Here is a 24,756-nt window from a genome sequence, read left to right as displayed (position 1 = left end):
AATATAATTCTATTTTGGCCCTATAGACAGAGGTTATGGCACTCAATCTCCATCTCCTACGGCTGTTTGCGACTGTGGCTCAGAGCGGGAGTTTCTCCCGTGCAGCCGAGGAGCTGCACATCAGTCAGCCCGCAATTTCGAAGGGCGTGCGCGACTTCGAACTGCAGGTCGGATGTCGGTTGCTCGACCGGGGCACCCGGGGCGTACGCACGACCCGCGAAGGCGAGGCTCTCCTCAGGCATGCCAAAACCCTCTTCGCAATAGAACGAGCGGCGGAAGAAGAGTTAAACGTTCTGAGAGGACTGGGCTGCGGCGTATTACGGATAGGTGCAAGTACAACAATCGCGGTGTACATGATACCGTATTACCTAGGAGTATTTCATCGAAAATATCCAGGCATAAAATTGAGTATCACCAGCACCAATACCAGAGATATAACCAAACTATTGGTTTCGCACGAAATAGATATTGCCTTAGTCGAAGGACCCGTCGAGGAACCGTGTGTTCTCAGCGAAGCTTGGCGCAAAGATGAAATGGTGCTTATTGCTTCACCAGAGCATGTCCTTGCAAATGCAGCAAAGCCAATCGACCCGGCTCTCGTAGCACAAGAAACGTTTATTGCGAGAGAGTTAGGATCCGGGTCACGTGAGGTGGTCGCCGCTGCCCTGGATACAATGCAGATCTGCCCGGTTCGCCAGCTTGAAGTCGGCAGCACGGAAGCGATCAAGCAACTCGTTGCGAGCGGTCTCGGTGTGGCGATTGTCTCGGTCGCTACAATCCGCGATCAAATGGCTAACGGTACACTGGTAATTATTCCGGTCCAGAACCTGCACGTTGAGCGGACTCTATGGCAGTTGAGTGTACATGGGCGCTTAGCTAATCCGGCGACAATTGCATTTAACAAACTCATACGTCTCTAACTTCACGTTTCGCCGCCAGCGCCGGTTATCAGAGCTGATTGGTCGTGTGATGCCCCGGCGGCAGGCCATATAGCCCCGCGCTATACGAACAACCCCACCGGTCGGGAAAACGATCGAATAAACGACGCGCCGCCTTATATGACTATAGCCCTATTTGTATACGATGAGACCGGTGATTTTTTGGATCAAGAATTGAAGCCTGCCGAGATGCGGACATGGTTCCGGCGCACGGTCTGGCTTGAGCATATCTGCCGGAATGCGGCCCTGTCGTGTGCTCGGCGAGGATCTCTCGCGAGCGGAACTTGTTCGTGCTTTGCCCGGCATTGGCTGGCAGGCGGTATTCACGGAGCGAAGGGGCTGGCGTCTTGATTTCCGGGAGCACGCGCTTGTAGATCTCAGGCCGATTAACGATGCCCTCTACCAATCCCGCCCATCACCTCGCGCGCCTTACAGATGCTGCCGCGACACTCAGCACGCCTGCGGAGGTCGCGGCGTGGAGTTCCGCGGTATCGGCCGAGATTGAACGCCTCCAAGCCAAGGGGATGCGGCTTCGCGAAGCTGCGCTCCGTTCGTCGAACCAACGCAGGATCGCCAAGGCCGATGGCTTCTGCGCTGCCGTGGAACCCGAGTTGAACCGTGCCGCTGTCGCCGTGCGCGCGGTCAATACAATGTTCTTCATCGACCCGCCGAGCACGGCGAGACATTAGTCACAGGGTCTCATACAGAGCGCATCCCGGCGAAGCGACCTTATGCTCGACAGCAACGCCGCGGCGGTTTTTCAGCTAAGACTTGGCAGTTCAGCAATGGTGCCCCACTTCAGAGCGCCCAGCACGGCGACTTTCACGGGCGACATCCACGAGGAAGCGCCCCCAGTCGACCGATCGTTTTTACAGAACGGAAGCATCGATAGGTTCCGTTGGATCGAACCTTCAAGCTCGACGATGGTGGAGAACGCCAGAGTGGAGCCCCCCCTTGATCCAAGCCGCGTTTTTGTCCCCGGTCACCGAACAGGATCATCCGCATTGCCGCGGCAGTGCTACGGCGGCACAGGAGAAGACGAACGCGTGTCCGCAGGGTGGTGAGTGGTCCCCCGACCGAGACAGGGACACCCCGACACCCGGCCTGGAGCCGCGGCTGTTCCCGTACGTCTGGCGCCACTCGAAGCGCGACCAACTTGCCATCTGCATGGTCGTCCTGGCCTCGGTGCCATTCTACTTCGCTTCCCTCGACCTGCCCAAGCGCATCGTCAACGACGCGATCATCGGCAAGGCGTTCGCCCACGGCGAGGCGACCGCGCCGTTCCTGGATTTCGAGATCGCGTGGCCTGCCTCCCTCGGTGGCGGTCGGACCGAGCTTTTCAATGGCTTCCACGCCGATCGCCAGGGACTGTTGCTCTGGCTGTCCGGGCTGTTCCTCATCCTCGTCCTGATCAACGGTGCTTTCAAGTTCCGGATCAACCTGCAGAAGGGGGTTTTGGGTGAGCGCATGCTGCGACGCCTACGCTTCCAGCTGTTCTCCCTGATGTTGCGCTTTACCCCTGAAACCCAGCGCGAGGTGAAATCCTCCGAAACCGCGACCATCATCCGCGACGAGGTCGAGCCGATCGGCTCCTTCATCGGCGACGCGATCGTGGTGCCCGCCCAACTCGGCACGCACGCCGCGACTGCGCTGGCCTTCATTCTGATGCAGAACGTGTGGCTCGGACTGGCCGCCGGCGCGATAGCCGGCGTGCAGATAGCCGTCATTCCTCGGCTCAGGCACGCGATCTTACGCCTCAGTCGTCAGCGTCAGATCGACTCCCGCAACCTCGCCGGCCGTGTCGCGGAGGTGCTGGACGGACTCGATGCCGTGACGGTCAATAACAGCGTCCGCTGGGAGAGAGCTGAGATCAGCGGCCAGCTCCATGGGCTCTATGACCTGCGCCTACAGATCTATCGGCGCAAGTTCGCGATCAAGTACTTCAACAACCTGCTCGCGCAGGTGACACCGTTCCTATTCTATGCTGTCGGCGGCCTGCTCGCCCTGAAGGGCGAGCTCAGCATCGGCCAGCTGGTCGCGGTTTTGGCAGCCTACCGCGACTTGCCTCCACCGCTGAAGGGACTGATCGACTGGGACCAGCAGCGCCTGGACGTCGAGGTGAAGTACGAGGCGATCGCCGCACATTTTGGTGCACAGCGCCTGCGGCTGGCCGATGCGACTCGATCAGATCTGCCGCAGGACCAAATCCGCGCCGTGACGTCGGATGGACTCGTCCTGCGTGACCCGCAGGAGGGCCGGTCGGTGACGATCGCGGACCTGCACATCGCCCTGCCGGCGCAGGTCGGGCTTCACTCGCCCGGGACTAGCCTCGCGCACCAGTTCGCGCGCGCACTTGCCGGGTTGCAATCACCGGCGGCCGGGGCGCTCTCCATCGGCACCCTCAACCTTGTAACGGCCGGGCGTGCCGCACGAGCGCGGCGCATCGGCTACGCCGGTCGTGATCCAGTCCTGTTCCCCGGTACCATCCGTGACAACCTCGTCTATGGACTGCGCACGGCGCCACAGTCGCACCCTAAGGATGCTCAGCACCTGTCTGAGGCACACCGGACGGGCAACTCCCCAGACCCGGTGGACACACAGTGGGTCGACCTCGCCGCGCTCGGTGCGTCTGACGCCCGCGAGCTCGACCTGCGGATGCTGGATCTGCTTTCCCGACTCGGCATGGATGAGGATCTCTACCGGTTCGGTTTGACCGCGACCTCGCGCTGCGACGGCACGCCTTTGGGCGAACGCATGATCGCGGCGCGCCGGCACCTGCACCGCCGGCTCGTCGCCAGCGGCAAGGCTGATCTCGTCCTGCCGTTCGAGTCGGAGGAATACAATCCGCGTGCGACAATCGCGGAGAACCTGCTGTTTGGCGTGCCGACAGATCCAGCCCTCGTTGGCCGACGCCTCTCGTCGGAGCCGCGCTTCCGCGCTGTGCTGGCGGAACACAGCCTGCTCAATGACCTCGAATGTCTTGGTGTGGCGGTCGCCCGCACGCTCGTCGAGATCTCCCGCGGCCTTCCACCTGGACATGCCCTGTTTCGTTGCTTCCCAGTGATTGAGCAGGAGGCTCTACCCGAGGTCGAGCGGCGGCTCGCCGCGCTTGGAGATCGCGCGCTTCCGGACAGGACCGGCGACGACATCTTCCTCGCCCTGGCGCTGTCCTACGTCGAGCCGTCCCAGCGGCTCGGGCTGCTCGATCCGGCATTGTGCCGGCGGCTCGTCGGTGCGCGCGAACCGCTCCAGACGCAGCTGCGTTCGGAAGGCAAGCCTGATATCGAGCCGTTCGATCCGGATCGCATCAATATGCGCAGTTCGATGCTGGACAATCTCCTGTTCGGACGCATCGACACAACGCGGATGAACGCCGAGGCCGATATTCAGGAGCACGTCCGAGCCGCCGTGCGGCACTTCGGGCTTGAAGGCGACGTGCGGATCCGCGGGCTCGACTATGGCGTCGGAAACCGTGGCCGGCTCCTCACGGTGCGGCAGCAAGCGTCGATCGAGCTTGCCCGTGCCGTCCTGCGTCAGCCGGATCTCCTCGTTCTGGACGGCACGCTGCGGCACCTTGAGGACTGTGCAAGCGTGATCGAGGCGCTCACGTCGGGCCCGCTCGCGCCTGAAAGTCTTCTGGTCGTGACGGACACCGCCGAGGAAGCGGCTCTATTGCCGGTCCGCGTCACGGTGGAACGATCCGGTGCTGTGCACGTCGTGCAAGCCTCTCCTCCCGTGGTACTGGCCTGACGCGTGTGGCTGAAAGGGTAGCGTCCACGGACGAGGTGTAAATTCGGGGACCGTTTCGGCGGGGATTGGGGTGGCCATCGGGGCCGGCGGCTAAGGTGGAGTTTGCGGACTTCAACCAGAGCCGGGAGCACCCGATGACCGACGACAGAATGGCATTGATCGAAGCCTTCCAGAAGGCGGACGACGGCAACTTCCTACGCGGCCTCGCCGAGACGGTCTTGCAGATCCTGATGGAGGCCGACGTGGACGGTCTGATCGGCGCAGGCCGCTACGAACGATCTGGCGAGCGCAGCACCTACCGCAACGGCTATCGGGAACGCAGCCTCGACACGCGGCTGGGCTCGCTCAACCTGAAGATCCCGAAGCTGCGCACCGGCAGCTACTTTCCCGGCTTCCTGGAGCCGCGGAAGACCGTCGAGAAGGCGCTGGTGGCGGTGATCCAGGAGGCATGGATTGCCGGCGTGTCGACCCGGCGCGTCGACGACCTCGTTCAGGCCATGGGCTTGTCGGGCATCTCGAAGTCCTCCGTGTCCAGGCTGTGCAAGGACATCGACGAGCGGGTGAACGCCTTCCTGAAGCGCCCGCTGTCGGGGGCGTGGCCGTATCTCTGGCTCGATGCCACCTACCTGAAGGTGCGCGAAGGCGGGCGCATCGTCTCGGTGGCCGCCATAGTCGCCGTGGCGGTGGACACCGAAGGCCGGCGCGAGATCATCGGGCTGCACATCGGCCCGTCCGAGGCCGAGGTGTTCTGGACCGATTTCCTGCGCGACCTGGTCAAACGTGGGCTCTCGGGCGTGCAGCTCGTCATCTCGGACGCGCACGAGGGGCTCAAGGCCGCCATCCGCCGCGTCCTGAAGGCGACCTGGCAAAGGTGCCGGGTTCATTGGACCCGCAATGCCCTGGCCTACGTGCCGCGCGCTCAGCAGACCATGGTCGCCGCCGGCCTGCGCCAAGCCTTCCAGCAGCCCGATCAGGACGCGGCCCGAGCCGCTCTCCATCATCTGGCCGAGCAGCTTCACAACCGTTGGCCGAAGCTCAAGAGCTTCATCGATGCCACGAGCGAGGACGTGCTCGCCTACCTGACGTTCCCGCTTCAGCACCGAACAAAGTTGCACTCCACAAACCCGCTGGAACGTCTCAACAAGGAGATCAAACGGCGCGCCGACGTGGTCGGTATCTTCCCCAACACCGACTCGATCCAGCGCCTGATCGGAGCCGTGCTGTTGGAGGCCAACGACGAGTGGCAGCTCCAGCACCGCTACATGCAGATCGAAGGGATGGCTGGCTTCACCCCGAGCCTGCTTGACGAGACCCTCACCGCAATTCCACCGCAGGCTGCCTGACCGATGGCTGCTCCAAATCCACTCCGAATTTCCACCTCGTTGACGGACACAACCGCTGAAAGAGCGGGCCTTCGCGTCGCTTGGCGCGGCCAGGACAAGCAGGGTGGGCCATCGTGCGATGTCATCGGCGATGCCAGCCGAACTGCCGGGGCGGAGCGATATTGCAGCTGCCCCGCCCTTGTCCAGACTTTGCCACCGGTATCCAGGCGGAGAGACGGCGAACCTTAGTACTACTGTGTCACAAACTTTGGGTGTAGGGTTGGCGATTCAATCTCGTGATGGAGCGAGGCATGGATCGCTTGAACACCCCGCTAGCTGCCGACCAGCTGCGTTTTGCGGCCTATCTGGAGGCTTCGTCAGGCGTTCTGGGCCATGCTGATCGGATCGCACCGCTGAAGGCCTACTGTACGGGCCTCCTTCTGCCGGGTGCTCGTAAAGCATTGAGCCGATGGCGGCCCGGATCGCGCCGGCGCGTGTCCAGGCCACCCATCAGGCGCTGCATCACTTCGTGGCCAAGGGCGAATGGTCGGACAGCGCTTTGCTGGCTCAGGTACGCAGCGAGATTCTGCCTGTGATCAAGAGCCAGGGCCCGATCCAGGCCTGGATCGTCGATGATACAGGCTTTCCCAAGAAGGGCCGCCACTCGGTCGGGGTGGGACGGCAATACTGCGGTCAGATCGGCAAACAGGACAACTGCCAAGTTGCGGTGACGCTCTCGGTGGCCAACACTCAGGCCAGCCTGCCGGTGGCCTATCGCCTCTACCTGCCGGAAGCCTGGGTCCAGGATCCCGCGCGGCGCAGCAAGGCTGGCGTGCCCGAGGATATTTGTTTTCAGACCAAACCAGAGATCGCGCTGGATCAGATCCGAGCGGCCTTGGCCGATGGGGTGCCACCCGACCTCGTTCTGGCAGATGCCGGATACGGGATCGACACAGCCTTCCGCACGGCCCTGACGGCTTTGGGCTTGCGCTACAGTGTGGGCGTTCAGTCCTCGACGAGCCTGTGGGCCCCCGGAACGGCACCCCTGCCGCCCAAACCCTGGAGCGGACGCGGGCGCCCACCCACTCGGGTGCGACGCAGCCCTGAGCAAAAGCCCCTCTCGGCAGAAAAGCTGGCCCGGTCTCTGCCGGAGCCCGCCTGGCAGCATGTCACATGGCGCGCTGGCACAAACGGTCTTCTAGCATCACGCTTTGCGGCCGTGCGGGCCCGCCCGGCGCATCGGGATGAGCTGCGACACGAGCCCCGTCCCGAGGAGTGGTTCCTGATCGAGTGGCCGGAGGGCGAGGATGCGCCAACCAAGTACTGGCTCTCGACCCTGCCGCCAGAGACGCCCCTGGCCGAGTTGGTCAGTCAGACGAAGCTACGCTGGCGCATCGAGCGGGACTACCAGGAACTCAAACAGGAGATTGGGCTTGGCCACTACGAGGGGCGAAGCTGGCGCGGCTTCCATCATCACGCCAGCTTGTGCATCGCGGCCTACGGGTTCCTGGTCTCCGAGCGAGGCCGCTTTCCCCCCTCAGGACCCGACATCATCGGGCGGAAGGCGCTTGCGCTACCCGCCGGTTATAGACCCCGCGGTGCTCCCAATCCGGCCGGAGCGACACGTGCCTAACTCCATCACCACCTTGCGCCTGACGCTGGCACGGGCACTCACTCGAACCCTGGAACGATGTCCCTGCTGCCAAAAGAAATTTGTGACACAGTAGTATTAGAGGTCAAAGGCCCGGTCACGTTTTGACGTCTGGGTGGCTAGGTGCGCGCGAGAAGTTTGCGTAGCGTACGCGCGTCGATACCCAGTACACGCGCTGTCGCGCAGATGTCGTCGGTCATGATGCGCAGGATTTCCTGAGCGTGGCGTCGAGTGACAGCTTCCAGCGAGCTGTCCGCCGCACCGCTGAGCCTACATTCGTCCGATAGTTTGCGCAAGATCGCATCAATCTCGGCGGTTTCTGCCGGCCGAGCCAGGAAATCGGTCGCGCCCATGCGTAAGGCGGTAACCGCGCCTTGGAAGGTGGCACAGCACGATAGGACGACGATGCGGGCAGCGGGATCTGCTGTGATGAGCCTCGGGATCAGGCTGACTCCGCTGCCGTCCGACAGCTTGTAATCGAGGATGGCGAAGTGAGGTTGTTCAGCCGTGATGATCGCGAATGCCTCACCGAGAGATGAGGCCGCCCAGACGTGGTAGTCCAGCTGGGCCAACTCCCGCCCTCGTTGCTCTCGGCTGACCGGATCCGCGTCAGCGAGCAGGAGGCATCCGGGCCGCTCATGCGCCGCCATCGGGCAGGGCGGTGTTCGTCCCACCCGATCCACCAAACCTTTATCCCGACGCACCCAGTTCAATCCTCCAGCTTGAGCCCTGCCAGCGGCTACGTCTTGCAAGCGACATTGCCCGTCCAGAAGGTGATGGATCGAAGGCAAATTGACCTAGGTGTTTGTCATTTCTCGCCGTAAATGCGCGTCTCAGATGCGACTATAACTCGAAATGCCTATTAATTATCGAATAGTATGTCGGCGACATCTTAAAATATCCGGAGTTGACCTGAACAGCGGCCACCCGGTGACAGGTTAGGCTTTGCCGCGCTTCCCAATCCTCGATCGTCAGATTGAGTGAACCCGGCCAGCTCTCCGAAGGTACATTCAGCACGAGGAGGCGGTCCGCGACCGTATAGAGGTCATGACGCAGCTCCTCCAGTTGCGCATAGGTCGGCTTGGGTGTCGCCGTGATCGCGCAGCCCTTCGTCAATCGTGCTGCCCATTCGGCAGCTTGATCGTTCGCCTGAGTTCCAGTCATGATCAGGGCCTGTTCTGTGTGGCTTCGCCATCATACCGCCCCGAAAGAAAAGCGGCATGATGCGGGCGCCCCAAGCGCAATGCCGGTAAAGAAGCGCCGGTCGCGGGCGTCCAGAAGGTGCGCACGTGGGTGTTGATCAGGTCGGTGCGAACCAGGGCTTCGAATTAAGCCCGGTCGAACATCCGCTCTCCTACCCCCGGAACTAGGCCGCCGCGGCAGTAACCGCTACCCACAGCGTCAGTCCAGGCGGATAGCCGTTGACCCGGGCAATCAAACTGGGACCGCGGTTTGTCATAGGAGCCTCATGGTTCAGACAAGGATCTCACCCGGAAGTAGTTCGATCCAATGCATTTTTATGCTAGTTCTGATCTGGAAATTCGATCATATCCAGGCTGCTCGGTTCAGCGATGTGACCTTCGGTTACGCCAGGCCGAACGTCTCAGTGCTCAAGCCGAGGACCCGAGCCTGGATCCCACCCAAGGTGGCTACATGACCCTCGACCAACTCCGGATTTTCGTGGCGGTCGCCGAACGCGAGCACGTCACGCGTGCCGCTGAAGCGCTCAATCTCGTTCAATCCGCCGTCAGCTCGGCTGTCAGCGCCATCGAGGGGCGGCACGCCGTCAAGCTCTTCCACCGGGTTGGGCGCGGCATCGAGCTCACCGAAGCGGGCCGCATCTTCCTCGGAGAAGCGCGGGCCGTGCTTGCCCGCGCAGCGCGTGCCGAGCTGGTGCTGGCTGAACTCAGCGGCCTACGCCGCGGCACGCTGAGCATCCAGGCCAGCCAGACGATCGCGAGTGACTGGCTGCCCCGCTACCTGGTCGCCTTTCGCCGTGCCTATCCGGAGATCACCCTCAATCTGACGGTCGGCAACACCGCTCAGGCCGCGGCCGCTGTGCGCGAGGGTGGGGCCGAATTGGGCTTCGTCGAGGGCGCGCTCGACGATCCGGCGCTGGCCAGCACGACGGTAGCCGAGGATCAGCTCATGCTCCTCGTCGCCCCTGACCACCCCTGGGTAGGGCGCAGTGAGCTGTCGCTGGACGAGCTTGCGGAGGGCAGCTGGGTGTTGCGCGAGCCGGGCTCTGGCACGCGCTCGGCCTTCGAGGAGACCCTGGCCCAGCGCGGGTTCGCGCCGACACGTCTGACGGTGATGCTTGAGCTGCCTTCGAACGAGGCGGTGCGGTCCGCGGTCGAGGCGGGCGGCGGAGCAACCGTGCTCTCGGCCTCGGTGGCTGCGGCAAGCCTCAAGGCCGAGACGCTTTGTCATGTGCCTTTCGACTTGCCGAAGCGGGCGTACCGGATGCTGCGTCACAAGGAGCGCTACCGCAGCCGGGCCGCCGACGCGCTCCTCGACTTGATCAAGACCGCTCCTGCGAGGACAGCCTGACTGCTAAGGCTGCGGTCTCATGCTGGCGAGGTAATCGACGATGGCGGGCACGTCCGTATCGTCGATCGGTGCCTTGTAGATGTGGATCATCTTGTTGACCGTCGCACTCCATTCAGTCCTGGAGCGCTTGGGTTGGGTCAGCACCATCCCGGCCGAGTGGCAGGCCAGACAGTTGTTGTTGATTGCCTCGGCCTCGTGGCCGCCCGGGAAGGTCCGGTCGCTCTGCGGCAGCTCGACCGAGACAGACTTGAACCGCATCGCCTCGCTAGCCAAGGCGGCTCCTCCGGCAAGCGGGACGGCGAACAGCGCGGCGAGCGCGAGGCGGGGCAGGATCATCGTGGGCATGCTCTGCTCCTCGCCTCAGGATGCCACGACGGGCGTGGTCTCGGCCACGCTGCGCATGAAGCCATTCGGGTTCCAGGTCGGCTCCAGCGGCTGAGCCACGCCCTTCGTGTTGGTGCAGCGGACCTTCAGTTCGTGCCGGCCAGCGACCAGGGCAGGAAGGCTCGCCTCGAAGCGACGGAAGCTGTAGGTGCCCTCGTCTTTGCCGAGAGCAGCGGCAAGCCAGCTCTGCCCGCCATCAGGGGAGACCTCGACGGTCCTCACCCCACAATCGCCCCCAAAAGCGATGCCCCGCAGATTGAGCGGAGCCCCGGTCCTCACCGAGGCGTCAGCCATGACGTTGGTCAGCAGGGAGCGCGGCACCATCCGGTTGATCGGCACGGTGGCGTAGCCGGTCTCCCCGGGTCGGACATTCGCGCCAGGAGTGGCGGGGATGCGGTAGGCGGTTTTCGTCCAGAACTGCTCGTCAGCATGATCGAGTACCTCGATGTCGGACAGCATCTTGACCCAGTAGGTCGAGTACCAGCCCGGCACCACGAGCCGGAGCGGGAAGCCGTTGAGCAGTGGCAGCTGCTCGCCGTTCATCGCGTAGGCAATCATCACCTCGCCATCGCGGGCGTGATCGAGATCCAGCGACTTCTTGAAGTCGGGCGCGTCGGCGACCACAGGCTCGTCGAGGCCATTGAAACGCACCTGCACGGCGCCAGCCTTCACGCCGGCCCGGTCGAGCACGTCCTTGAGCCGCACGCCGGTCCAGAGCGCGTTACCCATGGCGCCGTTAGCCCATTGTGCGCCGGAGACACGCGGCTCGAACAGACCGCGCGAGTTGCCCGAGCATTGGTTGACCGCGGCGATCTCGAACTGCGGCAGGCGGACGATGTCGTCGAGCGAGAGGGAGAGTTCCTTCTCGACATGGCCGTGGATCTTGAGGCGGAAGCTCGGGGCATCGACTTCGGTGGGGATCGAGGCCCAGTGCCAACGCACGTAGAAGCGGTCGTTGGGGGTGAACACACCCTGGTCGAACACCTCGAACGGCGTCTCCAACAAGGGCGGGCGGGTGCGCTGCAGGATCATCGACCCCTTGCCGGGGAAGGCGGTCGTGAGGTCGCGCGCGTCGGGGCCGCCGGGCAGCGGTAGCTTGACCGAGCCAGCGGCCCAGGCAGGCGCGGCGGCACCGAGGCTGCCGAAGCCGAGACCGGCGAGGACTGCACGACGTGACAGGGCGCGGTGGTTCAAGGGTGTTCTCCGCCTTGCGGGCGCGGCGCACTGAGCACCCGCACCACGATATGCGAGGGATATCTTCTCCACTGTGGGCCGTCCAATAGAATGACCTGCTCGTTTCGATCGATTTTGCAGATCAGTGTTTCTCGTCGGCCGTGGAGCATGTACGGGCCGGCGCCGGGCACAGTGTGTTCCCCTTCAACGCTCCGCTGAGGGTCTGCTGCGTCGCCATCGGCAGGCTGCTTCAGGCTGGCGGCGTCAGAGTCGACGGCCCTTGCGTCAGGCCGAGTTCGAGCTGCGGGTTCGACTGGCGCGGTCGGCGCGGAGGCTGTGGCATGGCAATCTCCCGAGGACTCGGGCGATGCTAGCGTTGCTCGGCGCGGGACATGGCCTTTGCCCGCCGCAGCGAGCAGGACGCACAAGCTCATCAGCGCGGACAAGGCCGCGACCGGCTGCGGCGTCGCCCGCATCGCCCCGCACGCGACGGGATCGAGCATCCAGACCGGGATCTCCTGCAGGCGTGCGGCTGGCGCGTCCACGAGTGTGCAGCGCGCGGCCGTACCTGCTGCGCGCCCGATCACCTCGTGAAGGCGAACCGCACGCCCGGCTCACGGATGCCATCCGTAGACGACGACACCGTCGTCGCCAGCGCCGGTACTATGGGTCTTGTGCTGAGAGGTTGTACAACGAAGACCGACCTCATACGGCCCTGGGCGGCTTGACGCCCCGAGCCTTCGCCAACCAAGCTGTCACGGTCCGAGAACTTGCATAGGCCGTGGACCACAAACCGGGTCAACTCCAACAGCCCGAGAACTTGCATAGGTCGTGGACCACAAACCGAGTCAGGGTCACGGACACGGCGCTGTGTCAAAGGCTTCTGGTCGTGAGATGCACCGGCCTGACGGATAGGTCATGGTGCGGCTCAGCCCGCCTAACGCCCCAAGTACGGCGCCACCACCAAAGGCGGCAGGCGGGTTGAGCCGAAACCGATCAAGCATCGTGTCTATAAAACGATCGGAATGATCGTAACGTTCTGTTGGATCGGCGCCCTTCGATCCGCAATGGTGGGCTACCGCACCGGAGCCAACCACGATGCAGATCAAGCCTTTAACCGCGCGCCGCATGTCGACCGGAGCCATGCACCGCGTTCTGCCGGGCCTTGGCCTCTGTCTCGCGGTCACTGCCGTCGCAGTCGGCCTGGAGGCAACCGAGGAGCACTTGTTCGGCCGCGCCTGGCTGGAAGCGCTGGTGCTCGCCATCGTGCTCGGCACGGCCGTCCGCACTGCCTGGAACCCGGGGCCGCGCTTCTTTCCCGGCATTGCCTTCGGCGCCAAGACCGTGCTGGAGGTTGCCGTCGTCCTGCTCGGCGCCTCGCTCAGCGTCACTACCCTGCTCGCCGCCGGCCCCAGCCTGCTCGTCGGCATCGCCGCCGTGGTGACGCTCGCCATCGCCGCGAGCTACGGTATCGGTCGCGCGCTAGGGCTACACCCCAGGCTCGCCATCCTGGTGGCCTGCGGCAACTCGATCTGCGGCAACTCGGCCATCGCCGCGACCGCCCCAGTGATTGGCGCCGAGGCTGAGGATGTCGCCTCCTCCATTGCCTTCACCGCCGTGCTTGGCGTCCTCGTCGTCCTCGGCCTGCCGCTGCTCGTCCCGCTGCTTGGCCTGTCGCCGATGCAGTACGGCGTGCTTGCCGGGTTGACCGTCTACGCTGTGCCGCAGGTGCTGGCCGCCACCGCGCCGGTGGCCGTGTTGAGCGTGCAGGTCGGCACTCTGGTCAAGCTGGTGCGCGTGCTGATGCTCGGTCCGGTGGTGCTGGCGCTCTCGCTTGGCGCGAGCCGGTTGCGCGAGGAGACCGACGTGGCGGCCCCGCACGTCACCGCCGGCGAGCGGCCGAGGCCCGGGCGCGTGGCGCTGCACCGGCTGGTGCCGTGGTTCATCCTGGCGTTCCTCGCCATGGCCGGCCTGCGCTCGGCCGGGCTGATCCCGCAGGCCGCGCTGCCCCCGATCGCGGCGACCGCCAACCTGCTCACCATCGTCTCGATGGCAGCGCTCGGCCTTGGCGTGGACGTGCGCAGCGTGGCGGGAGCTGGGGCGCGGGTGACGCTGGCGGTGGTCGCCTCGCTCGCCGCACTCACCGGCGTCAGCCTCGCACTCATCCGCCTGCTCGGCATCGCCTGAGCGGTGCCCTGACGTCGATACCGCTCCAATGCGGACGGTCCAGCCGTCCGCTCAACGAGTAAAGTCTCATGCTCTTGATCGATGCCGTGCTGCTCTTGACCTGACCGGTATTTTGGACCGAGCCGATTGAGAGGCTACTGCATGGTGGCGGCCATGGGTAGCCGGAAGGCCAGGTCCGGGAAGGTGACAGGCGCGGGCGGCCGATAGCCCAAGGACGAATGCGGTCGAACGCGGTTGTAGTTATTCTGCCACATACCGATCACGGTCTGTGCCTCCTTGAGTGAGTAGAAGATCTCTTGGCGTAGGCACTCGTCCTTAAGCTTGCCGTTGAAGCTCTCGCAGTAGCCATTCTGCCACGGCGATCCTGGTGCGATGTACTGGATCTGCGGGCCGGTTTTGGCGACCCATTTCCGCAAAGCCTTCGCGATCATCTCCGGGCCGTTGTCGCAGCGGATGTTCTCCGGGATGCCATGCAGGCACATCGCATCGGCCAGCGCCTCGATCACACCCAGACTGTTGATGCGCCTCGCGACCTTTAGCGCTAGGCAGGCGCGACTGTGCTCGTCGATCAGCGTCAGGATACGCAGGCTTCGCCCGTCATGGGTCTGGCCCTGCACAAAGTCGAAGCTCCAGACGTGATTGCGATGGAGAGGCCGCAGCCGTACGCAGGAGCCATCGTTCAACCACAGCCGGCTTCGCGGCCGATGCTTCTGCGGGACCTTGAGCCCCTCACGACGCCAGATCCGCTGAACCCGGTCCTTGCCCACCTGCCAGCCCGCTGCCTGCAGCAGCGCGGTGACGCGGCGGTAGCCGTAGCGTCCGTACTGGACGCCAAGGCGATGATGGCGCGGGTCAGCGCATCCTCGTCAGCCGGTACCGTGGGCACGTAGCGTTGCGTACCCCGGTGCTGGCCGACGATCCGCCAGGCGTGGCGCTCCGAGAGGCCGTACTTCTCCTGGATCGCGTCGACTGCCTGCCGGCGTCGCTCCGGGGCTATAAGTTTTGCTGACGCTGCCCTTCGGGTCCCGCTGCGACGTCCGCCAACACCTGCTTCTCCAGGGACAAGTCAGCCACAAGCCGGCGCAATCGAGCGTTCTCACGCTCCAGATCCTTCATCCGACGGGCTTGGTCGATCTGCAGGCCGCCGTACTCCTTGCGCCAGCGATAGTAGCTTTGCTCGGAGATCTCCGCCTCCCGGCACGCTATCGCCAAACTTTTACCCTGCGCGGTCTGTACCTCAATCTGGCGCAGCTTCAGCACCACCTGCTCCGCACCCGTCTTCTAACCTCGCTTCATGTCCAGCTCCTTCAGTCCTGGCTGATCCTCTCAATCAGCCCGGTCCAAAGCCAGCCGGTCAGGTCACCGGGACAAAGGAAATCTCCCGCCAAAACGTTCTTAAAGAACGATTGCAATGATCTAAACGTTCTATTGGAAAGAATTATATCGGGCCGCCATCTTAGAAACCGCCGCAGATCGCGGAAGAAGATTGACGCCATGTCGGAGCAAGTCATCATCGAAACCGCAGAGCAAGCCCGTGAGGGAGAGACCAGCGGGCGCATGCGCTGGGTCCTCCTGTGGGGACTGCTGCTGTCCATGGCCGCACTGGCGGTCGCCGGCCTCGCGATCATCGGCTGACCGACTGGATCGGCGACCCGACCCATCACTGAGCGGAGATACTGTCATGACTGTCGAAACTGGACGGCGCGGCGTGCTGCAGATCATAGGCCTCGGCCTCGGCCTCGCGACCAGCGCGACCGTCGGCTCGGCCTTGACTTCGGCCACGGCTCGGGCCGCGGGGACTGACAAGGCTCCCCTCATCGAGGCGGGGGCGGGCGACCTGCGCGCGCTTATGGAGCGCCTCGCCAAGGCGCCGCGGCGGCGCGACTTCAAGACCGTGCCGATGATCCTCACGAAGCCCGAGGAGTGGGACCATGAGGCGCTCACGGAGGTGATGGCCTACCGACCCAAGCCCAAGCAGGTCTGGGACAACACCGACATCGCCAGCCCCTGGCTCAACCTGATGCGCAACGCCCTGAACGCGCAGATCTGGTCGTTCCGCCATCCGGACTTCCTCGCAGTCTCGGCCACCCACGGCACCGCCCATCTCGCGCTCTACGACCAGGAGACCTGGGAAAAGTACAAGCTCGCCGACCTCGCCGGTCCGAAGTTCAAGTCGAACACGCTCATCGTCGAGGGCAAGGCGGCCTCGGCCGACCCGAAGAACTTCGAGGATCCGGCGGGCGTGTTCTCGCCCGAGGACAACGCGATCCCGGTGCTGATGCGGCGCGGCGCGGTGTTCACCTCCTGCCACAACGCGATCTGGGAGGAGGCCGGCGGCCTGATCGCCAAGGGCGTCAACCCGGACAAGCTCAGCCACGAGGCGCTCGCGGCCGAGCTGACCAACCACCTCATCCCCGGCGTGATCCTCACGCCCGGTGCCGTCGGTACGCTGCCCGAGCTGCAGCAGGCCGGCTTCCACTACGCGAAGTGAGGAGAGCCCGATGCACCATTTCCGCAACGCCCTGCTCGCCGGCTGCGCCTTCGCACTGGCCCTGTCCTCCGCCGCGCGGGCCGAGGACGCGAAGGGGCCGCCCGGCCCGTTCCCGCCCTGGCAGCACGGCGACAACAACGACGCCACGCCCCGCGGTCTGCCGTTCACCGTGCCCGAGGTCGACGTGCTCGCCGACTTCCACGGCAGCCTCGACGACCCGAAGCTCGTGCTGTTCGTGGGCGGCAACTACTTTTTCGCGATGGCGCCGCTGGTGAAGGCGTTTGAGGCGAGCCACCCGGAGTACAAGGGCCGGATCTTTTGGGAGACGATCCCGCCGGGCCTGCTCGTCAAGCAGATGGAGGCCGGCGGCACGGTCACCGTGGGCAACATGACCTTCACGGTCAAGCCCGACGCCTATTTCGCTGGGCTCAAGAAGGTCGAAGCGCTGATCCACGAGGACAAGCTCGTCGGGCCGGCAGTGCCCTACGTGACCAACACGCTGACCATCATGGTGCCCAAGGGCAACCCGGCGGGCGTGAAGGGTCTGGCTGACCTCGGCAAGCCGGGCATCCGGCTCGCGATGCCCAACCCCGAGTTCGAGGGCATCGCGCGGCAGATCAAGATGTCGCTGGCCAAGGCGGGCGGGAAGGATCTGGAGACAGCGGTCTACGACACGAAGGTCAAGGACGGCTCGACGATCCTCACGCATATCCACCATCGCCAGACGCCGCTGTTCCTGATGCAGGGCCGCGCACAGGCCGGCGTGACGTGGCAGTCCGAGGCGCTGTTCCAGCAGCAGGTCGGCAACCCCATTGGCCACGTCGACATCCCGGACGCGGACAACGCCACCGCCGTCTACGCCGGCGCCGAAGTGAAGGGAGCGGCCCATCCCGAAGCGGCCAAGGCGTGGCTCGCCTTCATCCAGTCTCCCGACGCTCTGCAGATCTTCGAGCGCTACGGCTTCAAGCCGTACCGCGGCGGTTGAGGAGGCGGCGATGGGAGGCAGGATCATGACCCTGCACCAGTTTCGTGTCTTCGTGGCGGTGGCCGAGCGGCAGCACCTGACGCAGGCCGCGGCGGCGCTGCACGCGGCACCCTCCGCCGTCAGCGCCTCGATTGCCGCGTTGGAGATCGAGTACGGGCTGTCGCTGTTCGATCGGGTCGGGCGCGGCCTGCGCCTGACGCCTCACGGCACGGTGATGCTGGAGGAAGCGCGCGGGGTGCTGGCGCGGGCCGATGCCGCCCGGGCGCGCCTCGCGAGGCTGCGGACCAAGCCGAGCACGAGGGACGTTGCGCGGTGAGGCATGCAAGGCGTCTGAGTCGGCCAGCCGTCGCATCCGCCCGCCTCTGCGATCGGAGACATTCTTTCGGATCATACGAATGGACCGAAGCGCGATGAGAGCTTACATATCCGTGTTGGTAAACAGCTCCAAGACATCGGCATTGCGTGGCACCCGGGGCGTCGAAGGCGCGAACGGCTCGACGTCGTGCACGGGCACTGCGCTGATGGTGACGCTCGCGCTCCTCGCTCCGGTGCCCGTCCTGGCTAAGGACGATCCTGCCGTCGGCGCCGCCATCGCGCTGCAGCCCGGTCCTTCCGGCCGGCCGGCCTGCGCCGCCTGCCACGGCGCTGATGGCGCCGGGCAGCCGGACGTGGGCATCCCGCGCCTGGCCGGGCTCCACGCCTCCTATATGGCCGACCAGCTCGGCCACTTCGCCACGGGGGTGCGCGCCAACGCGATCATGGCCCCCTACGCCGCATCGCTCTCGGCCGACGAGCGCCGGGCTGTCGCGGACTACTTCGCCAACCTGCCGCTCACGGCGCCGGTTGATCCGATCCCCGAGCCGGCCGCCCGGCTCAAGCGGGGGGAGACGCTGTTCCAGCGCGGGGACGCGCGCGTCGGCCTGATCGCCTGCACCCAGTGCCACGGCCCGAACGGGGTAGGCGTCGGCAACTTCACGCCGCGGCTCGCCGGCCAGTCCGGCCCCTACATCGCCGAGCAGCTCCACAACTGGCACGCGGGCGACGTCCGCGACCCGCGCGGCGCCTACATGCGGGCGATCGCCGCGCGCCTGCCTCCGACCGACATCGAGGCGGTGGCCGCCTACGCGGCCGGCCTCAAGGCAAGCGAGACCATTGGCAAGACGGTGGGAGGGAAGCCGTGAAATTCATGCAAGCGACTGCGACCGCCTGTGCCATGTCGGCCCTAGCTGTGGTGGGTCTCGCCGGCACAACGGCGTGGTTCCCGCACGCGGCCGGGGCGGCCGGGGCGGCCGAGACGCCGGCACCCTTCACGCCGCCGGCCGAGGACGCGATCCCGGCCGGCAAGTTCGGCGACGAGGTCCGCCTCGGCGAGAAAATCTTCCGCGAGCCGGGAGAACACGCAGCGGCCTACGTCGGCAACGACCTGCGCTGCTCGAACTGCCATCTCGACGCCGGGCGGCTAGCAGGCTCGGCGCCGATGTGGGCGGCCTACGTGTCCTACCCGGCCTACCGCTCGAAGAACGGCCACGTAAACTCCTTCCAGGAGCGCCTGCAGGGTTGTTTCCGCTACAGCATGAACGGCAAGGTGCCCCCGCTCGGCGACCCGGTGCTCGTTGCCCTGGAGAGCTACTCCTTCTTCCTGGCAAAGGGTCTCGCGACCGGCGAGAAGCCCCAGGGCCGCGGCTTCCCGGCGCTGCCGAAGCCCGCTCTGGCGCCGGACTACGTCCGCGGCGCGCAGGTCTACGCGGAGAACTGCGCCGCCTGCCACGGCGGCGACGGCCTCGGCCAGTCGGCCGACGGCAAGGTCGTGTTCCCGGCGCTCTGGGGTCCGCGCTCGTTCAACTGGGGCGCGGGCATGGGCTCGATCAAGAACGCGGCCGAGTTCATCCACGCCAACATGCCGCTCGGCATGGGCGGGACGCTGACGCCGCAGCAATCCTGGGACGTGGCGACCTACGTCGACAGCCAGGTCCGCCCGCAGGACCCGCGCTTCACCGGCGACGTGGCCGAGACGCGCGCCAAGTTCCACGACAACCCGAACTCGATGTACGGCCGCACGGTCGACGGCGCAGTGCTCGGCGATCCGAAGCTGACGCCCCCGGCCGGCACGGTCCCGGACGCGAAGGCGGGGCCGAAGCGATGAGCGGGGACGCGGCCCCCCCGCCGCTCGCGGACGCGTCCGCCCCGACCGAACCCGTGCGGCCGGTAGGCACCTGGGCGGTGGCGGCCTTCCTGGTCGCCTCGATCGTCGTCGTCTGGTGCCTCGCGGCGCTGGTCTTCCACACTCGAAGCTGAGGACCGGCGATGAGCGAGACCGGCGCGTCGTCCGCCTTCGAGGACGCCTTCCACAAGTCCGCCGAGCGGCACGAGCGCGTCTGGGTGTTCGTTGCCGTCGCGATGCTGACCCTGCTGCTCGCCGGCACGATGTTCATCGTCGTCTACGCCTACGGCATCGTGGTGCGCACCGACGGCTTCCGCCGCGATCCGGCGGCGGTCGAGGCACCGGAGGGCAGCGTCGTGAAGACCGGCCCGAACGCCTACACCGTCACCGTGGTCGCGCGCCTGTGGCGCTGGAGCCCGAGCCCGCTCCGCATCCCCAAGGGTGCGACCGTCACCTTCCGCGTGACCAGCGCCGACGTGCTGCACGGCTTCGCCATCCAGGGCACCACCGTCAACGTCACGGCAGTGCCGGGAATCACCGGCAGCGTCACCTACACTTTCAACCGCCCCGGTACCTTCAACATCGTCTGCAACGAGTATTGCGGACTGGAGCACCAGGGCATGCTCGGGCGCATCGTCGTCGCGGGAGATCCGGCATGAGCGCCACCGCTATCCCCGGCGCGCTGCTCGCGTCCGTCGCCGCGCCCGCCGACGTTCTGGCACCGCAGCGGCGCACGATGCTGGCCTTCCTGGTCTGGGGGTTCTCGGCCCTGATGATCGGGGCGATGATCGGCCCGCTCCAGGCGCTCAACTACGGCGGCGTCAACGCCTACCCGGCCCTCGCGCCGATCCTGAAGAGCTACTACCAGGGCCTGACCATCCACGGCGTGCTCAACGCCTATATCTTCACGTTCTTCGTGACTTGCGGCCTGCTGGTCTACCTGCCGGCGCGCGAGCTCGGGCTTGCGCCGAACATGGCCCTGTGGCGCGGCTGCTTCGGAGCGATGGCGCTCGGCACGCTGATGCTGCTGGTCGCCATGTTCGACAACTCGTCGAGCGTGCTGTGGACGTTCTACCCGCCGCTGAAAGGTAGCGCCTGGTTCTACCTCGGCATGACGCTGGTCGTCCTCGGCAGCCTGATGCCTTTGCCGATCCTCCTCGACCTGCGCGCCCGCTGGAAGGCGCGCCGGCCTGGGGAGGTCACGCCGCTCGTCACCTACATGAGCCTGACGACTATGCTGATGTGGGCGCTGGCCGGGGGCGGCGCGCTGATTGAACTCATCGTCCAGCTTAACCCGTGGGCGTTGGGGCTGACCGACACGATCGACCCGATCGTCGCCCGCACGCTCTTCTGGTGGACCGGACACCCAATCGTCTACTTCTGGCTGATGCCGGCCTACGTGAGTTGGTACGGGCTGCTCTCGAAGCAGATCGGCGGCAAGCTCGTGTCCGACCCGATGGCGCGGCTAACCTTCGCGCTGCTGCTCGTGTTCTCCCTGCCGGTCGGCAGTCACCACCAGTTCACCGATCCCGGCTTCTCGCCGGTCTGGCGCGGCATCCTGACCGCGCTCACCCTGTCGGTGGCGCTGCCGAGCCTGGTCACCGCCTTCACCATCGGGCTGAGCCTCGAATACGCCGGGCGGCTGCGCGGCGGCCTGGGCTGGCTCGGCTGGTTCACCGCCCTACCGTGGCGCGACCCCAGCGTCGCCGCGCAGGTGCTTGCCATGCTCACCTTCATCTTCGGCGGCGCCGGCGGCATCGTGAACGGGAGTTGGGAGCTCAACAACATCGTCCACAACACCACCTGGGTGCCGGGCCACTTCCACATCACGGTCGGGACCGCCTCGGCGCTGACCTTCATGGGCGTGACGTTCTGGATGTTGCCGCACCTCACCGGCCGTGCGCTCCTCAGCCGGAGACTGGCGCTCGCGGCCGCGTGGCTGTGGTTTGCCGGGATGTCGATATTCGCCCTCGGCATGCACTGGGCGGGCCTCCATGGCGTGCCGCGCCGGGCCTGGATCTCCATGCTGCCGCGCTCGGTCTACGAACGGGTCTACGGTGACGCCTACTTCGCTCTATTCCTCGTGGCGATCGGCGGTTGCATCCTGTGGCTCGCCACAATCGCCTTCTACACGGTCTTCCTCGGCAGCCTCGGTACGCGCCGCCTCGACCGGCGCCCGGCGATCCCCTTCGCTCAGGCCTTCGGTGGCCGCGAGAGCTACGCCCTCGACGGCGGCGAGCCGGTCGGTATCGTCGCCAATCAGGAAGTCTCGAAGCTCGCCCGCGCCCTGGAACACCTCGGGCTCATCACAGCATTTACGGCGTTCGCCACCGCCGCGGCCTACGTGCCGATTTTTTGGCCATTCCTCCGGAACGTCACCGCCGCCCGCGGCTGGGTCGTCTGGTGAGAGGTGTCGGCATCACGCGACGGGCGGTCCTGAGCGCGCTGCCGCCTGTTGCGCTTATCACCCTGTCGCCCGTCGCGCTGCAGTGGGGACGCTCCGGCGGCGCGCTCATCGGTACGCCGGTCCCCTCCGGTCCGACGCCGCCGCTCGCCTTATCGAAGACCGATGGCCGGCCATTCGACCTCGCCGCCGAGCACGGTCGCCTGGTTCTGGTCTATTTCGGCTACACGCGCTGCCCGGACGTGTGCCCGACGACGCTGGCCGACTTGGCGTCCGCGCTCGCCCATCTTAGCTCCGAAGAGGCCACCAGGGTGCGTGTGGCCTTCGTCAGCCTCGACCCCACGGCGGATCCAGCCCCGGCATTGCAGGGCTACCTTGGCAGCTTCGGTCCCAGCCCGCCCTTCGTCGGCTTGACCGGCTCGCCCGCGGCGGTCGCGCGGGCTGCCGCCGCATGGGACGTCACGTGGCGGAAAGCGGAAGGTGGCTTCTTCGACCACAGCTCATTCGTGACGGCGGTCGATCCGGGCGGAATTCGCCGCCTCCGCTACGGATACGCGCAAACCCAGGATCCGGTCGCGCTCGCTCACGATCTCAGCGTCCTTCTGCACGATGCCTGAGCGAGCGCTTCCTTCCCTCCGCCGCGCGGCCGGTGCCACGGGCATCGCTGTGACGGTGGTAGCCAGCCTCGGTCTACGCGACCCGCTTGCCTCGATGGCGAGCTACACCGCCGCTCTGATGGCGCTCAACCAGATCGCTCCCCCCCTCCTTCTCCTCGCCCTCGACCGCCCGGGACCGCGCGCGGCGAGATTCCTCGCCGCGACGCTGGATCCGATCCTGGCGTTCACGGCCTTCTGCACCCTGAGCGTCGCGGTCAGCCTGCCCGGCATCTTCGAACCCACGCTGGCCAACGCGCTGTACGCGGCCCCGCTCGGGCTGCTCGAACTCGGGACCGGTCTCATGATGTGGGCGCAGGCGATGCCGGCGACGCGTCAGGTCCGCTCGGCCTGGCGGGTGGCGCTGCTCCTCTGGGTCGCGAGCGTCCCGATGACCGCGGTCGCCGTCGTGTGGATGCTCAGCCCCGACGTCCTCTACACGCCCTATCTCGACGTCATCTGCCGCTGGGACGTGCCACCGCTCGTCGACCAGAAGTGGTCGGGGTTCGCCATGTTCTTGGCCGGCATTCCGATGCAACTCGCTGCCGTCTGGCTGCTGCTAGGTCTGTCTAGAGCGCGCCGCGATGCCATCTGAGCAAGTCTGGGAGCTGAGCTTGACCATCTTTCGCCCACTGATCGCAATATCAATTTATACGTTCGTGAAGCGTTTGATTTTCATGCTATATAATTGCTTTGTTTGTCATAATGTCCAGCTGTGTAGGGCGGAGTAAATCTAGCCCACTTGAGCTTCGCCTAGCCCGCTGAGCCCATTGGCGAAACGATTTGCCAGGCAATCAGTTGCGCCTGTGCGCCTGTGCGCCAGTCGCGCGCCAGCGTCCGCGCCCGACGCTTCAAGGGCGGTTTGGTGGCCTGGAATGTACGCCTCCGGTGAGGCTTACAGTTACCCACATCGTCGGTCTGAGGTTTGCCTCGCCTGAACCGGCCGTGATTCTGTCCGTGACGCCGAATCACGGAGGCGTTGCGGATGAGCGGTGGTGTATTGGCCGGCGACGCCGGCTGGCAGGACGCTGAGATCGCCTGCGCGAGCTTGCCCGATCAGCGCCTGGCACGTCGCCTTCGCAGGCTCCTGGATCAGCTGTCCTGGGGCTGTCGCAAAGATTTTTGCCGCAGAAAATTCTGCTTTCAGCGGGGGGGTACCTCTATCCGCTGAGGCGGTTCCGACCCCATCAAACGGCTTCACCGACCTCGACGAGGCAGGTCATCAGACGGTGAACAGGCACCGTAACGCCCTGTTCGGAGAATATTATTTCGCCCGTCGAACGTTTGCGACACGCCCCCTTTCCTCGAAGCCGAACTCAGGATGGGCGTGCAGATCGCGCCGCCAATCGATCATCGCGGCGGTCAGTTCAGCGTCCATGATTGGGGTTCCGAGATCAACGAGCCCAGCACGTGCTGGAGACGGCATTCACGCCAGGAAGGCGGGCTCATCACGGGCGAGCACCCGCTTGACGCTCTCCAGATGCAGCCGCGCGCTCTCGGCGCGTCCAGCAGCCTCCTGGGCCGCCACGTGCTGCACGATCTCCTCAGGAACGATCTTGAGGGTGCGGCCCGTGCTCATGGCGAGCACCTGCGCCTGTGCGGCGCGCTCCAGGTAGTAGAGGTCGTCCCAGGCTTCCGCGATGGTCTCGCCCAGCACCATCACGCCGTGGTTCTTCAGGAACACCACGTCGGCGTCTCTGGCGCTCTCGGCGATGCGCTGACCTTCGTACGCGTCGAGCGCCAGCCCGTTGTAATCCTCATCTACCGCGATCCGGCCGTAGAAGCGTAGGGCGGTCTGCCCGGCCCAGAGCAGCGGCTGCCCCTCCAGCATGGCCAGCGCCGTGGCGTAGGGCATGTGGGTGTGGAAGGCGGCTCGGGCGTTCGGCTTCAGCCGGTGCAACTCGGCATGGATGTGGAAGGCTGTGGCCTCGGGCAGGCCATCGCCCTCGACGACGTTGCCGTGGAAGTCGCACAGCAGCAGGCTCGACGCTGTCACCTCCGCGAAGGCGAGGCCGTAGGGGTTCACTAGGTGTAGCGGCGCGCAATCGAACTGTGGCGGAGGCGCAATCGAGGGCGTTTTCCGGCGCACGATCGGTGAGACTGGAGA

General features: G+C 65.5%; 22 protein-coding genes and 2 pseudogenes. 18 read left to right on the top strand and 6 right to left on the bottom strand.

The genetic code is table 11. The annotated features are described in order from the left end of the window. The first annotated feature begins 35 nt into the window (after positions 1-35). From LGR69_RS29755 to LGR69_RS29735, 5 genes and pseudogenes are all read left to right on the top strand, one after another. The gene (locus tag LGR69_RS29755) at positions 36-920 is read left to right on the top strand and encodes a LysR family transcriptional regulator (RefSeq protein WP_091995128.1); all 885 of its coding nucleotides are present in this window, start codon (positions 36-38) and stop codon (positions 918-920) included. 410 nt (positions 921-1,330) lie between these two features. Then, complete coding sequence (locus LGR69_RS29750) at positions 1,331-1,627, top strand: hypothetical protein (protein WP_139239557.1); 297 nt, start codon at positions 1,331-1,333, stop codon at positions 1,625-1,627. Positions 1,628-1,892: 265 nt separating this feature from the next. Continuing rightward, on the top strand, positions 1,893-4,688 hold the full coding sequence (locus LGR69_RS29745) for an ABC transporter ATP-binding protein/permease (RefSeq protein WP_230368338.1): 2,796 nt from the start codon (positions 1,893-1,895) through the stop codon (positions 4,686-4,688). Positions 4,689-4,822: 134 nt separating this feature from the next. Then, positions 4,823-6,031 carry an IS256-like element ISMex14 family transposase gene (locus tag LGR69_RS29740; protein WP_230368337.1) on the top strand — a complete coding sequence of 403 codons (1,209 nt, stop codon included), beginning with the start codon at positions 4,823-4,825 and terminating at the stop codon, positions 6,029-6,031. A 290-nt stretch (positions 6,032-6,321) separates the two neighbouring features. After that, positions 6,322-7,643: pseudogene (locus LGR69_RS29735) on the top strand (IS701 family transposase). 137 nt (positions 7,644-7,780) lie between these two features. On the opposite strand, the gene LGR69_RS29730 reads toward LGR69_RS29735, so the two are convergent. After that, positions 7,781-8,311, bottom strand: a complete 531-nt coding sequence (locus LGR69_RS29730; protein WP_091995133.1) for a response regulator transcription factor — start codon at positions 8,309-8,311, stop codon at positions 7,781-7,783. Between the two features lie 193 nt (positions 8,312-8,504). Continuing rightward, complete coding sequence (locus LGR69_RS29725) at positions 8,505-8,825, bottom strand: hypothetical protein (protein ID WP_139239558.1); 321 nt, start codon at positions 8,823-8,825, stop codon at positions 8,505-8,507. Between the two features lie 489 nt (positions 8,826-9,314). Here LGR69_RS29725 and LGR69_RS29720 point away from each other — a divergent pair, with 489 nt between their 5' ends. Next, positions 9,315-10,211 (top strand): LysR family transcriptional regulator, encoded by an 897-nt coding sequence (locus LGR69_RS29720; RefSeq protein WP_091995135.1) that lies wholly within the window; start codon positions 9,315-9,317, stop codon positions 10,209-10,211. A gap of 3 nt (positions 10,212-10,214) precedes the next feature. Here LGR69_RS29720 and LGR69_RS29715 read toward each other — a convergent pair whose 3' ends face one another. After that, on the bottom strand, positions 10,215-10,556 hold the full coding sequence (locus tag LGR69_RS29715; protein ID WP_091995137.1) for a sulfite:cytochrome C oxidoreductase subunit b precursor: 342 nt from the start codon (positions 10,554-10,556) through the stop codon (positions 10,215-10,217). Positions 10,557-10,571: 15 nt separating this feature from the next. Next, positions 10,572-11,789, bottom strand: a complete 1,218-nt coding sequence (locus LGR69_RS29710; protein ID WP_091995140.1) for a molybdopterin-dependent oxidoreductase — start codon at positions 11,787-11,789, stop codon at positions 10,572-10,574. A 1,077-nt stretch (positions 11,790-12,866) separates the two neighbouring features. Between LGR69_RS29710 and LGR69_RS29705 the strand changes: the two genes are divergently transcribed. After that, positions 12,867-13,955, top strand: coding sequence for a YeiH family protein (locus LGR69_RS29705; RefSeq protein ID WP_170867515.1), 1,089 nt, complete (start codon positions 12,867-12,869; stop codon positions 13,953-13,955). Between the two features lie 134 nt (positions 13,956-14,089). Here the strand turns inward: LGR69_RS29705 and LGR69_RS29700 are convergent. After that, positions 14,090-15,218, bottom strand: a pseudogene (locus LGR69_RS29700) (IS3 family transposase). Positions 15,219-15,449: 231 nt separating this feature from the next. On the opposite strand from LGR69_RS29700, the gene LGR69_RS29695 reads away from it, so the two are divergent. From LGR69_RS29695 to LGR69_RS29645, 11 genes are all read left to right on the top strand, one after another. Next, a complete protein-coding gene (locus LGR69_RS29695) occupies positions 15,450-15,590 on the top strand; it encodes a hypothetical protein (protein ID WP_170867516.1) in 141 nt (46 codons plus the stop codon). Positions 15,591-15,636: 46 nt separating this feature from the next. Further along, a complete protein-coding gene (gene tetH / locus LGR69_RS29690) occupies positions 15,637-16,446 on the top strand; it encodes a thiosulfate dehydrogenase (protein WP_091995147.1) in 810 nt (269 codons plus the stop codon). Between the two features lie 10 nt (positions 16,447-16,456). After that, positions 16,457-17,431 (top strand): molybdate ABC transporter substrate-binding protein, encoded by a 975-nt coding sequence (locus LGR69_RS29685; RefSeq protein ID WP_091995150.1) that lies wholly within the window; start codon positions 16,457-16,459, stop codon positions 17,429-17,431. A 10-nt stretch (positions 17,432-17,441) separates the two neighbouring features. Next, positions 17,442-17,747 (top strand): LysR family transcriptional regulator, encoded by a 306-nt coding sequence (locus LGR69_RS29680; RefSeq protein WP_307356090.1) that lies wholly within the window; start codon positions 17,442-17,444, stop codon positions 17,745-17,747. A gap of 205 nt (positions 17,748-17,952) precedes the next feature. Then, positions 17,953-18,612, top strand: a complete 660-nt coding sequence (locus LGR69_RS29675; RefSeq protein ID WP_230368333.1) for a c-type cytochrome — start codon at positions 17,953-17,955, stop codon at positions 18,610-18,612. Between the two features lie 32 nt (positions 18,613-18,644). Next, complete coding sequence (locus LGR69_RS29670) at positions 18,645-19,574, top strand: c-type cytochrome (protein ID WP_230368332.1); 930 nt, start codon at positions 18,645-18,647, stop codon at positions 19,572-19,574. Continuing rightward, positions 19,571-19,726: a hypothetical protein gene (locus LGR69_RS29665; RefSeq protein WP_170867518.1), complete on the top strand. Its 156-nt coding sequence runs from the start codon at positions 19,571-19,573 to the stop codon at positions 19,724-19,726. Before LGR69_RS29670 ends, LGR69_RS29665 begins: the two co-directional genes overlap by 4 nt. A 9-nt stretch (positions 19,727-19,735) precedes the next feature. Further along, positions 19,736-20,251 carry a cytochrome c oxidase subunit II gene (locus LGR69_RS29660; protein WP_091995160.1) on the top strand — a complete coding sequence of 172 codons (516 nt, stop codon included), beginning with the start codon at positions 19,736-19,738 and terminating at the stop codon, positions 20,249-20,251. Then, entirely contained in the window at positions 20,248-21,999 is a 1,752-nt protein-coding gene (locus tag LGR69_RS29655; RefSeq protein ID WP_091995163.1) for a cbb3-type cytochrome c oxidase subunit I, read from the top strand. Before LGR69_RS29660 ends, LGR69_RS29655 begins: the two co-directional genes overlap by 4 nt. Then, a complete protein-coding gene (locus LGR69_RS29650; RefSeq protein WP_210187145.1) occupies positions 21,996-22,613 on the top strand; it encodes an SCO family protein in 618 nt (205 codons plus the stop codon). Before LGR69_RS29655 ends, LGR69_RS29650 begins: the two co-directional genes overlap by 4 nt. Further along, the gene (locus tag LGR69_RS29645) at positions 22,606-23,244 is read left to right on the top strand and encodes a cytochrome c oxidase assembly protein (RefSeq protein WP_091995165.1); all 639 of its coding nucleotides are present in this window, start codon (positions 22,606-22,608) and stop codon (positions 23,242-23,244) included. The genes LGR69_RS29650 and LGR69_RS29645 overlap by 8 nt, the downstream gene beginning before the upstream one ends. An 831-nt stretch (positions 23,245-24,075) precedes the next feature. On the opposite strand, the gene LGR69_RS29640 is transcribed toward LGR69_RS29645, so the two are convergent. Further along, positions 24,076-24,756 (bottom strand): aldolase (locus tag LGR69_RS29640; RefSeq protein ID WP_230368330.1); only part of this gene is annotated, 681 nt, incomplete at its 5' end.

It is taken from the genome of Methylobacterium brachiatum (assembly GCF_020523825.1).
Classification (GTDB): domain Bacteria; phylum Pseudomonadota; class Alphaproteobacteria; order Rhizobiales; family Beijerinckiaceae; genus Methylobacterium; species Methylobacterium brachiatum.
The sequence above is the reverse complement of the archived record's forward strand: the minus strand, read 5'-3'. Positions and strand labels throughout refer to the sequence as shown.